Origin of the sequence: Marinobacter alkalisoli (assembly GCF_045449855.1) — a bacterium.
Taxonomy (GTDB): domain Bacteria; phylum Pseudomonadota; class Gammaproteobacteria; order Pseudomonadales; family Oleiphilaceae; genus Marinobacter.
Map to the genome: position 1 here is coordinate 1 of NZ_JBJJLC010000046.1, position 10,780 is coordinate 10,780.

Annotated in this window: 9 protein-coding genes; 2 read left to right on the forward strand and 7 right to left on the reverse strand. The window is 55.9% G+C overall.

The window, feature by feature from the left end; all coding sequences use genetic code 11:
- Positions 1-96 precede the first annotated feature (96 nt).
- Positions 97-846, forward strand: a complete 750-nt coding sequence (gene trmH, locus ACJO5Y_RS17030) for a tRNA (guanosine(18)-2'-O)-methyltransferase TrmH (RefSeq protein ID WP_406988898.1) — start codon at positions 97-99, stop codon at positions 844-846.
- A 23-nt stretch (positions 847-869) separates the two neighbouring features.
- Here the strand turns inward: trmH and ACJO5Y_RS17035 are convergent, their stop codons facing one another.
- From ACJO5Y_RS17035 to ACJO5Y_RS17065, 7 genes are all read right to left on the reverse strand, one after another.
- On the reverse strand, positions 870-1,472 hold the full coding sequence (locus ACJO5Y_RS17035) for a DUF2931 family protein (RefSeq protein ID WP_406988899.1): 603 nt from the start codon (positions 1,470-1,472) through the stop codon (positions 870-872).
- The gene (locus tag ACJO5Y_RS17040; protein ID WP_406988901.1) at positions 1,472-3,514 is read right to left on the reverse strand and encodes a T6SS phospholipase effector Tle1-like catalytic domain-containing protein; all 2,043 of its coding nucleotides are present in this window, start codon (positions 3,512-3,514) and stop codon (positions 1,472-1,474) included. The genes ACJO5Y_RS17035 and ACJO5Y_RS17040 overlap by 1 nt, the downstream gene beginning before the upstream one ends.
- A gap of 91 nt (positions 3,515-3,605) precedes the next feature.
- On the reverse strand, positions 3,606-4,382 hold the full coding sequence (locus tag ACJO5Y_RS17045; RefSeq protein ID WP_406988903.1) for a substrate-binding periplasmic protein: 777 nt from the start codon (positions 4,380-4,382) through the stop codon (positions 3,606-3,608).
- Positions 4,383-4,555: 173 nt separating this feature from the next.
- On the reverse strand, positions 4,556-5,569 hold the full coding sequence (locus ACJO5Y_RS17050) for a nucleoid-associated protein (RefSeq protein ID WP_406988905.1): 1,014 nt from the start codon (positions 5,567-5,569) through the stop codon (positions 4,556-4,558).
- Between the two features lie 267 nt (positions 5,570-5,836).
- On the reverse strand, positions 5,837-7,495 hold the full coding sequence (gene cysN, locus ACJO5Y_RS17055; protein ID WP_406988906.1) for a sulfate adenylyltransferase subunit CysN: 1,659 nt from the start codon (positions 7,493-7,495) through the stop codon (positions 5,837-5,839).
- Position 7,496: 1 nt separating this feature from the next.
- Entirely contained in the window at positions 7,497-8,405 is a 909-nt protein-coding gene (gene cysD, locus ACJO5Y_RS17060; protein WP_406988907.1) for a sulfate adenylyltransferase subunit CysD, read from the reverse strand.
- Positions 8,406-8,572: 167 nt separating this feature from the next.
- On the reverse strand, positions 8,573-8,983 hold the full coding sequence (locus tag ACJO5Y_RS17065; protein WP_406988908.1) for a PilZ domain-containing protein: 411 nt from the start codon (positions 8,981-8,983) through the stop codon (positions 8,573-8,575).
- Between the two features lie 399 nt (positions 8,984-9,382).
- Here ACJO5Y_RS17065 and rimO point away from each other — a divergent pair, with 399 nt between their 5' ends.
- Positions 9,383-10,726 (forward strand): 30S ribosomal protein S12 methylthiotransferase RimO, encoded by a 1,344-nt coding sequence (rimO, locus tag ACJO5Y_RS17070; RefSeq protein WP_406988909.1) that lies wholly within the window; start codon positions 9,383-9,385, stop codon positions 10,724-10,726.
- The last annotated feature ends 54 nt before the right edge of the window (positions 10,727-10,780 follow it).

The window sequence follows — 10,780 nt, forward strand, 5'->3', positions numbered from 1 at the left end:
GCGGCTTCCCGAACTTTCGAGCGAAATTCTAGATCCGTAGGTCGGATTAGCCGAAGGCGTAATCCGACAACCCAATAACCAATCCCACACAACACTATGACCCCAGAACGCCTGGCCCGAATCAAACAAACCCTGAATACCCGCCAACCGGATCTCAGCGTCCTCACCGACCAGGTCCACAAGCCCAGGAACCTGTCCGCTATCATCCGTTCCTGCGACGCATTCGGACTGGCCAACATGCACACAGTATGGCCAAAGGAAGGCTTTCGCGCCTTCCGAAAAACCACCGGTGGCAGCTACAACTGGGTGACTACCCACACCCACCGCACCATGGATGACGCCATGGATACGCTGAAAGGGCAGGGCCACAAACTTTACGCAGCACAGCTGTCCGACCGTGCAATTGATTACCGGGAAGCCGATTTCACGGTGCCCTGTACGGTGATCATGGGCAATGAGGTGGATGGGGTGAGTCCCGGCGCAGCTGAAGTGGCGGACGAGCACATCGTGATTCCAATGATGGGCATGGTGGAATCCCTGAATGTCTCCGCCGCCTGCGCCATCATCCTGGCCGAAGCCCAGCGCCAGCGAAAGGCAGCGGGGCTGTACGATGACCGGCGGCTGCCAGACGACGAATACAACCGCCTGCTATTTCGCTGGTGCCAGCCAACCGTCAAACGCTACTGCGATGACCGTAACCTGCCGTATCCGCCAATTGATCCGGATACCGGCGAGTTAATTGATGGCGTGGGCTGGATGCAGGGCGTTCGTGAGCTACGCAAGAACCGCCCCCGCTGGGATGATGCGCCGGAAGTCTCTGTTATTGAGGAGCCGGATCAGGGCTGATCCGGCTCCCGCTGATTCACAGGCTACCATTTGTCCAGTTGCAGGCCGTGTTCTTTCAGGTAGTCGCCGTGGTCTTTGAGGTACTCCTTTGTTCTTTCCTGGAAGTGCGATGGGTCCCCTTCAATGGGTTTGGCTTGCATGCGCATCACTTCAATTTCGTTGCCGATCTGGCTCTGAATCCACATAACTATCTTCCCTCCTGGCGCCAACCCGATTGTAAGGGTGTGACGTGGCACCTCTCGGACGTCAAAATTTGTTATGACTCTTGCGGGCTCCCGCATTCTCTCGTTTAAATCCGGAGGGACGCGAATCAGGTGTGTGTAGTGTTTCTGCTCGGAAAAAGAAAACCAATGTATCCAGATCAGTTCTGGAAATGGATCTGCTGCTGCTCCCGGTCCGGCTGGTCCTTTTGGCCCCTTCCAGCAGCATTTCACTGTACCACCCGGTTGGCGCCAGCTACGCTCGCCGCTTTTCTCCAGAAGTACATCCACCAACCAAACTTCATAATGCTCAGGAGCTGCGAATGTGACTCGGCGGTACTCTCCGCTAGCGTATGTCATTGAGGTACAGCCTTGGAGGGCGATTAATGCGATGAATACCCCGAATCTGAGGCAAATGGTGAGCATCAGTTTTCCTCCGTGTTGAGGTAGACGGTCCGCTGTCTTGCTTCTGCGGGCATGTTCGTGTTGAAGTTCCGAAGAATTCGTAGGCTTAATGGGACACTCAGGATCGTGGTGTTCACGCTGTTGTAATTAGCTGAATAATGGATGTAACGCTGCAGTAAAAGGTCGAGTTGAGAGGGAGTTAATTTTGGATGGTTCTCACCCGCTTCGATTTGTTCATGAAGGCTTTGATGTATGGAGGTTAATTCTTTCGGTATTTGTGTGTTCCCGCTGTTTGGTATCGATGTGAAGCTAACTCCAGACTGCTTGGCCAGTCCATGCATCAGGGCAAGTGCAACGCGGGAGTACCCTCCTCTGATTGCACGGTACATCCGGAGCGCGAGTTCGACATTGCCATCGGGAGAGGGGTGCTCAGACCGCTTGGTGAAGATCTCTAGTCGCGGCACTGTTCGGCCATCAAAGTTTTCTTGGTCAGGGTTAAGGGCAGGTGGCTGAGCTAACGGCAGGCTGTATTCCCCAATCCAACGTTCTGATTCGATCTCTTTTCTCAGAGTCTCTAGAGTATCCCATTGCATGGTTTCCTGAGGCCAGGGAAACCGATCGCGTCTGATCGGGTGGAGGGGGCTTATAAGTGCGTCCTCGTGTTGCAGTTCGGGATACCCGCCTCCGATGTCGGAGTGTGCTCCGGGCAGTTCAATCTCTCGAAAATTTGGGGGTAGTTCTTTATCAGGGCCGTAAAGACTATTTAGCGCGAACAGTTTCCGGTGTTCGTCGGCTGCTGTCAGTTGAACCGCCTTAGAGACTTTATCCGGATCAAGGAAAAGTCTGACCGGTGCGTTATTGTCATTTGCCGCACTCAGATCACCGTTTGTGATATTCAGTATCGCTGCTACAGAATCGAACAAGCCTACAAATCTGACCTCCAACGCTTTAGGCCACGCTAATCCACGGGCTTGCAAAACTTCGCCGAGCAAGCCTTTTTCTTTTCGATTTATCTCGTGAACTGCGTGTCGGGCCGCCGCTGCGCCTCTACTGAAGCCGAAAACATCAAAAGTTATTTTGTGAATTTGTTTCCCCTGAACCCGATTCTCAATCTGTAAAGCCAGCTCTCGGAAGGTCTTTGCTACCTGTTGAATAATGCCCGTATCTCCCATTCCTGTTGCTGCACTGATCAAAGAATCCCCGTCTCCTGTTTGAGTGCCAACACCTGCTGTGTATACTTTTAATCGGAACCTACGGGTATTTTTGTTTTCTAAGTCGTCGTCTGGATACAGTTCCCAAAGCTTGGCCACGTTGCTGGGAGTATTGGTGTAACTGCTTCCCATCATTAGCCCTAAGTGTCTTCTGCACTCGGCTATTTCGATCTCATTGTATTCGCCGGATTTCTGACATTCCTTTTCCAGTTCCTGCACTAAAAGCTGGCTATTACGTGCATTATTCAACGTCCCATCAGTAAAAATCCCCACCTCAACATGAACCTCTGGCTCCTTCTCTTCCTGCGATTCCGTGTCCTCTGCGGCTTTCATTCCAGCGATGGTCGTGGTCATCACCGAGGCCGTTGATGCGATGGTGGAGGATGCCTGTCGGGGCTGATGGTGTTGGCTCTCGTCTGTCTCCGGGCGTTGGCGAGGTGTGGGAGAGCCTGAGCCCAGGGCAAAGGGGCCGCGCTTGATATCCTGCGGCGTCAGTTGTGCCGAGGTCAGATCCTGCAGGGGGTAGCTGAGGCCAAAGGGCAGTTGGCCGGTGGGTTTCCATTCGCCGCCGTTGGGCTGCTCGGGGCTAGAGCGCCAGGCGACGACGGGGGATAGTGGGCCTTCATCCATGGGCCCGTGGACCAGGAAAGCGCCGCCTGAAGCGACCAGTTTTACCGCCAACTCGCAGAGATCCACCCGGCCATACGGCTGTAACCTGAGTAGTCTGCGTAGGTCGTGTTCGCGGAATTGTCCTGCGTTGATTTTGCGGCGGGTCTCGGAAGCTGCCAGGAAAGGGCTTTCTATCCGTGGAATATCGTAGGGGGTCAAATCCATTGACCGCTTGAGTTGCATCGTCACCACTCCTTGCTGACGTTTGGGTTTTAAGGTGGGATAAGCATACCGAATTCCGCGCCAATGTTACCGTTTTGCGTCACATTATCAGTCAGTCGGTGATCATTCGCTGAGAGGTTCCGGTAAAGAGTCGGTGATAAGTGCCGTTGTCGATCAGCTCCTGTGTGGCGGCGTCAAACTGATGTCTTAGCCAGTCGCCCCGGTCTGACTGATGAAACCGGTAGGCCAGTTCCTGTACTCCAAATTCGTCGCCATGATGAACCATTGCGCGCAGTCCCAGGCGGTTCAGAAGTGTCATGCCATCGGAAAGGTATTCGATGGTGGCGTCTATGCGTCCCAGAACCAGCTTTCTCATGTTTTGCTCCAGCGAGTTGGCAGGGGCGATCTGGATACCCGGGCGGCTTTGTAGCTCTTCCGGGTAGTAGCGCCCTCGAATGGTGCCAACTGTAAGGCCCTCCAGGCTCTCAATGTGGTCCAGTGGGCCGGTATCGTGCTGCGTGAAAATCACGAAGCCGTGGGTCAGGGCAATGGGTTTGCCGGTTACACCAGGTTGCTTCGGGTCGCCCACTATTTCAGGGAAAAGAACATCCGCACTGCCATCCCGAAACATCTTGTTTGCTCTCGCCCAGTGGTCAATATTCAGCGCCCTGCAGTGAACATCACGAACTTCCAGGTGCTGTATAAGGCGCTGTGTCCATTCGAAATTGGCTTGGGTAAGAATCGGGTCACTTGTCGGGCCGTTCACCACAACGCAGGGTGGTTCACTGGTGAAAGCGGGCATTGACCAGGCTAGTGTGAAAATTGCAAGAAGTGCTCTGCAGGTGGCGAAAACGCCATGAATGCAGAAGCACAACGTTAGCGCTTTCATCGCAGCCTCCTACTGAGTAGTGTCCCTCCATCAGTGTCTTATGCCAGTGGCTGGTAACACGCGAACTGCCTACGTTCTTAATTAACTTTACGCTACTTGCAACGAAACAAAAGGAAAATGTGAGGTCAGGAAGAGGGTGGGGAGGTGTCGTTGCGACACCTCCTATTTCGGGCTTACTCCCGCGCTTCCAGGTAGCGCTGCAACTGCTCCCGCAGCGCCTTCGGCAGCCGGGTAATGGTTAACGCGTCCTTGTCCTTGTCGTAGTAGACCGCCTGGTTCACCAGATCCGAGGAGAAAGATACGCTCATACCGCCGCCAGAACCGGCGATGCGCACCAGTTTTTTCACCTTGCGGTGATCCGGGTGCAGTACCCCGCTTTCGGGGAGTTCAGCGGCCTGGGAGGCAAATTCCTTGAACCGCTCGGGCTGGCTCTCATCAAGGTAGCCGGACAGGGCTTCAATGGCAACGGGCTCGCCCAGGGCGTGCTGTTCCTTGCAGAATTCATAGGCCCGGGCGCGCACTTTGCCGGCTTCTTCCGGCTCGGAAGTCTTCGCGAAAGCTTCCACTGCATCCAGGAACGTAACGGTTTCTTTCTCCACATCAACCTGATTGGTGAAACCGCACAGCTTGATGAACAGGTCGCCGCCTTCACCGGTGCCGCGGGCATGCACAAGGGTCAGGTAGTTCTCGCCGGGATTGTCACCGTGCCAGTCGTCCAGCTCGATGCGGGCCGCCAGGTTCAAGCGGGACAGGCTCAGGATATCGGTGGCGTCCAGAGTCTGTTTGGCATCAAAACGCATGGCGCTGTCGTTCTCCAGAATCAGCAGGTAGATCACTTCCGAGTCAGCAAGGGCTTCGTGGACAATCATCAGATGCCCCTCGAACTCCTCCTGGGCGCCGTTCAGCAACTCCTGCCATTGCCCGAACAGCCGATCGGTCAGGGAGGTAAAGGACTGCTTGTCTTCCAGGTAGTCCTTCAGCCAGCTGCTGAAGGGGCTTTCGCCGATGTCATCGGAGAAGCGGCCGTATTTCTTGCCGGGCTTGCTGTTGAACAGGCGCTTCATCTGCTTGTGAAGGGCCTCGTAGTCGCCACCCGGTTCGGTCAGGGCTTCGCCTGGACGAACCCGTGCCGGTTGTCCGGGCTGATACTGGCTGGCAAAGAGAGTACGAAGCTGCTTGATGGCCATGAAATCGTCGTTTCCCTGGTTAGTAAAAAAACAAAGCCCTGAGGGCTAACCCTCAGGGCTCTGCATTGTACCGATTTTCCAGGCCCGGTGAATTGTCGGATTAGCCGAAGGCGTAATCCGACGCGGATTCCCACAAAGTCCGGTCGGTTCCGGGGTGGGGTACCTTTTTCTGCCGGAACAAAGGTGTCTGAGCGAAGCGAGTTCTTTTTCCAGAAGAAAAAGGTACCCCGCCCCGGGACCAGCCACCCGTTGCCCGAAGTCTCCGGGTTAAATCCGCTTGTTGCGAGCCAGATCCTGCAGCAGCTCGTTAACCGCGCCAGGAATGTCCTGATCGTTGTCTGCGGAAACCGAAGCCGTAGCGACATCGGTACCAAGGTTAACCGCGACCGCAATCAACCCATGGGCGGACAACAGCTGGGCGGTGCGGCGGCGGTCCTCGGCGTTGCCCGCGTTATCCTCGCTGAGCACGACCGTAGTCTTGCCTTGATCAAACAGCGCGCGCTCGACGGCCAGTGCCAGTGCCGGCGCCTGCTTGCCGTTACAAGCAATAATGGCCGGCTTCTGGGCCAGGCGGCGGGCGCGTTCTTCCACGCTGACCGGTTCCAGGGATTCCACATCGCTCGCAGTACCGGCAATCATGCCGGCGCCCACAGTCACGTTGGTCAGCCTGTCGATCACGATAAAGCTGCCGGTCGCATGGTTGCGAGGATAGGCGTCAAACGCAATCGGCTGGCTCAGGGTCAGCTCACAAAGGCCGATTTCGTTGAGCTGAAGCGCAGTCGGATTGGTTTTCTGCTCAAGGGTGTTCACATCGGTCTGGTGGTGAATCTTCTTCACCGTACCGGAAGCAAAGGTTGGCCCCAGCTTGATGTCATACAGGCGCCCGGTTTCCAGAGGCGCGTCGGTCATCCACACGATGTTGGCGTTGAAGCGGTTGCCCACTTCCGGCTCATCTTCCGCTTTAACCAGCATGTCGCCACGGCTGATGTCGATTTCGTCGTTCAGCGTCAGGGTTACGGCCTGATCGATATAGGCCTCTTCCACATTGCCTTCAAAGGTGACGATATCCTTGACCGTGCTGGTGCGACGAGAGGGCAGGGCCATAACCTTGTCCCCCGGATGGACAACGCCCGATGCGATCGTGCCGCAGAACCCACGGAAGTTCAGGTTGGGGCGATTAACGTACTGCACCGGGAAGCGGAAGTGTTCCAGATTCTTGTCACGGGAAACTTCCACGGTTTCCAGGATTTCCATCAACGGCTGGCCGGTAAACCAGGGCGTGTTCTCACTCCGGTTGACTACGTTATCCCCTTCCAGGGCCGAAATCGGCACGAAGCGGATATCCTTCAGGCCGAGCTTGGCGGCGAACGCCAGGTACTCGTCCTTGATCTCGTTGAAGCGTTCCTCGCTGAAGTCCACCAGATCCATCTTGTTGATGGCGACCACAATGTGGCGAATGCCCAGCAGGGACGCAATATAGGAGTGCCGACGGGTCTGGGTCAGCACACCGTGGCGAGCGTCAATCATCAGGATCGCCATCTGCGCCGTGGACGCACCGGTGGCCATGTTGCGGGTGTACTGCTCATGGCCCGGGGTGTCGGCGATGATGAACTTGCGCTTGTCGGTGGAGAAGTAGCGATAAGCGACATCAATGGTGATGCCTTGTTCACGCTCCGCCTGCAGGCCGTCCACCAGTAGGGCCAGGTCCAGCTTCTCACCGGTGGTGCCCATCTTGGCGCTGTCGGTCTTCAGGCTCGCCATGTGATCTTCGTAGATCATCTTGGTGTCGTGGAGCAGGCGGCCGATCAGGGTGCTTTTGCCATCGTCGACACTGCCACAGGTCAACAGACGCAGCAGTTCCTTGTTCTCGTGTTGCTTCAGGTAGGCCTGAATATCTTCGGCGATCAGATCAGACTGGTGTGACATCTTAGAAGTACCCTTCCCGCTTTTTCTGTTCCATGGAGCCGGCTGAATCGTGGTCGATCACGCGACCCTGACGCTCGGAGCTGGTGGCCAGCAGCATTTCCTGAATGATTTCAGGCAGCGTGGTGGCTTCGGATTCGATCGCCCCGGTGAGGGGGTAGCAGCCCAGGGTGCGGAAGCGGATGGATTTCATCATCGGCTTCTCGCCTTCCTTCAGGGGCATGCGATCGTCGTCCACCATGATCAGCGTGCCGTCCCGTTCAACCACCGGGCGCACAGCGGAGTAGTACAGAGGAACAATCTCGATGTTTTCCAGATAGATGTACTGCCAGATATCCAGCTCGGTCCAGTTGGACAGCGGGAAGACGCGGATGCTCTCACCCTTGTTGATCTTGCCGTTGTAGGTATTCCAGAGCTCCGGGCGCTGGTTCTTGGGATCCCAGCGATGGTATTCGTCACGGAAGGAATACACCCGCTCCTTGGCACGGGATTTCTCCTCATCCCGGCGGGCGCCACCAAAGGCGGCATCAAACTTGTACTTGTCCAGGGCCTGCTTCAGGGCCTGGGTTTTCATCACATCGGTGTGCTTGGCGCTGCCGTGGGTGAATGGGCCAATACCCTGCTTGATGCCGTCTTCGTTCTTGTGAACGATCAGGTCCAGGCCGTATTCCTTAACCTTGCGGTCCCGGAATTCAATCATGTCCTTGAACTTCCAGGTGGTGTCCACGTGCATCAGCGGAAACGGTGGCGTGCCGGGGTGGAATGCCTTCCGGGCCAGGTGCAGCATAACTGCGGAGTCCTTGCCGATGGAGTAAAGCATGACCGGGTTATCGAACTCGGCTGCGACCTCCCGAATGATGTGGATGCTTTCAGCTTCCAGCTGCTTGAGATGGGTCAGGTTATATGTGGTCATCGTAATCTGTTGCCGCCTTGCGTGCCGAAAATGGCTTTGCGTGTGAATAGGGCAACTATACCAGAGGCGATTAGGGTATAAGAAGGTGTGTAACTAGAGTTTGGTGCTATATGAATATATCAGGAGCTGTTCCGTGCCGCTGAGAGGGGCGTTTGCCCCGTAAGTCATCAGGACAGTGTGTCGGACGAGGAGAGCAACTGGCTGACGTAACGATCCACATAGTCGTACCCGTTGCCCTCGAATTCGGCAAACTGGATGCCGACCTGGAATTCATCCCGGGCGATACGGCGCATGTGAACAATGCTGCCCTCTACGATCACGGAGACCGGCTGGGTTGGCACTACCGGCACAGAAAACCGGGCCGTCACCGGGATCCAGCTGCCTGGACTCGGCGTTTTCTGGCCGGGGATCAGTTCCTTCGCCAGCTCCTGAGTGCAGGAAATCATGATGCCGGTACGGGAAAGGTTGGCGATTTTGCAGGTAAGGCAACTTCCGTCCTTTCGCTCAATGGTGACCTCGGACGAAACATCCACCCGTTGTTGGTTTCGAAGGTTCAGTTTAAAGGCAACTGGTTTCATTCTGACTCTTTTGGCGTGCTTGGTTTCAAAGTTGGCTGCCTTACCCATAAACGCTCGTCCAAAATTCCCGGAACTGATCTTTGAAAACAGGGTTAATGAATCACTCGACCAATGGGTCGGGTGGCCTGGTCATTTGATGAAAATACTGTGCAAAACTCTATAACCGACTGAAAGTTTAGTTGTTTAATTAGTGAACAGCAAGACGTCTGTCGCTGTTAGTGTCAGTTTTGTGAAGTAATTCTGAACATTGCGTCAGTTAGTTGCCAGCCCCAGGATGATTCCTGCCCATCAATTCCCGGAAGGGGCACGGCGTTTTGCTTCAGGCCTTGTGCTTGCTGGGGTAAACTGTCGCCCTAAATTCACCCGTGGGCAACATGCCCCAGGAATCCTGACGCGCATATGACAGACAAACCCGAAACCTCTGTAGCCGGCAGCGGCAAAGTCGGCTTTATCAGCCTCGGATGCCCGAAGGCACTGGTCGATTCCGAGCGCATCCTCACCCAGCTGCGGCTCGACGGTTATGACGTTGTGCCAACCTATGACGATGCCGACATTGTGGTGGTAAACACCTGCGGGTTTATCGACGCTGCCAAGCAGGAATCTCTGGACGCCATCGGCGAAGCCATCAACGAAAACGGCAAGGTTATCGTTACCGGCTGTATGGGCGTGGAAGCGGACAAGATCCGCGACACCCACCCGGGCGTGCTGGCGGTGTCCGGCCCCCACGCGTATGAAGAAGTCGTCGGCGCGGTACACCAATTTGTGCCACCAAAGAAAGAACACGACCCGTTCACCGATCTGGTTCCGCCCCAGGGGGTGAAACTGACCCCCAGGCATTACGCTTACCTGAAAATCTCCGAAGGCTGCAACCACCGCTGCACCTTCTGCATCATCCCGTCCATGCGGGGCGACCTGGTCAGCCGTCCCATCGGTGATGTGATGGACGAAGCGAAGCGTCTGGTGGACGCCGGTGTCAAAGAGCTGCTGGTGATCTCCCAGGACACCTCTGCCTACGGCGTGGATACCAAATACCGCACCGGCTTCTGGCAGGGCCGCCCTCTGAAGACCAAAATGCAATCACTGTGCGAAGCGCTGGGCGAAATGGGCGTATGGGTGCGATTGCACTATGTGTACCCCTATCCCCACGTGGACGACGTGATTCCGCTGATGGCCGAGGGCAAGATCCTGCCGTACCTGGACATCCCGTTCCAGCACGCCAGCCCACGAGTCCTCAAGGCCATGAAGCGCCCGGCCCACGACAGCAAAACCCTGGAGCGTATCCGCAAATGGCGTGAAATCTGCCCCGAGCTGACCATCCGTTCCACCTTCATTGTTGGTTTCCCCGGTGAAACCGAAGAGGACTTCCAGTATCTGCTGGATTGGCTGGATGAAGCTCAGTTGGACCGTGTCGGCGCGTTCACCTACAGCCCGGTGGAAGGGGCAAAGGCCAATGAGATCGAAGGTGCGGTACCCGAGGAAGTGAAAGAAGAGCGCCTGGCCCGTTTCATGGAAAAACAGGCCCAGATCTCCGCCGCCCGTCTGCAGGCCAAGATCGGTCAAACCATTGATGTGCTGATTGACGAAGTGGACGAAGAGGGTGCCATTGGCCGCTCCAAGGCCGATGCACCGGAGATTGATGGCATGGTTTACCTTAACGACGAAACCGACCTGGTACCGGGGCAGATTGTTCAGGCTGTTGTTGAACATGCGGATGAGCATGATCTTTGGGGTCGGCTTCTTTGATTGACGTTTGAGTTTTGGCCCTAGCCTGTTTGCATTGGGGGAGGGGTGTGTTTG

Bases quoted from the DNA above. Each gene is read 5' to 3' on its own strand.
- trmH (WP_406988898.1), top strand. From the start codon at position 97: ATGACCCCAGAACGCCTGGCCCGAATCAAACAAACCCTGAATACCCGC.
- ACJO5Y_RS17035 (WP_406988899.1), bottom strand. From the start codon at position 1,472: ATGCTCACCATTTGCCTCAGATTCGGGGTATTCATCGCATTAATCGCC.
- ACJO5Y_RS17040 (WP_406988901.1), bottom strand. From the start codon at position 3,514: ATGCAACTCAAGCGGTCAATGGATTTGACCCCCTACGATATTCCACGG.
- ACJO5Y_RS17045 (WP_406988903.1), bottom strand. From the start codon at position 4,382: ATGAAAGCGCTAACGTTGTGCTTCTGCATTCATGGCGTTTTCGCCACC.
- ACJO5Y_RS17050 (WP_406988905.1), bottom strand. From the start codon at position 5,569: ATGGCCATCAAGCAGCTTCGTACTCTCTTTGCCAGCCAGTATCAGCCC.
- cysN (WP_406988906.1), bottom strand. From the start codon at position 7,495: ATGTCACACCAGTCTGATCTGATCGCCGAAGATATTCAGGCCTACCTG.
- cysD (WP_406988907.1), bottom strand. From the start codon at position 8,405: ATGACCACATATAACCTGACCCATCTCAAGCAGCTGGAAGCTGAAAGC.
- ACJO5Y_RS17065 (WP_406988908.1), bottom strand. From the start codon at position 8,983: ATGAAACCAGTTGCCTTTAAACTGAACCTTCGAAACCAACAACGGGTG.
- rimO (WP_406988909.1), top strand. From the start codon at position 9,383: ATGACAGACAAACCCGAAACCTCTGTAGCCGGCAGCGGCAAAGTCGGC.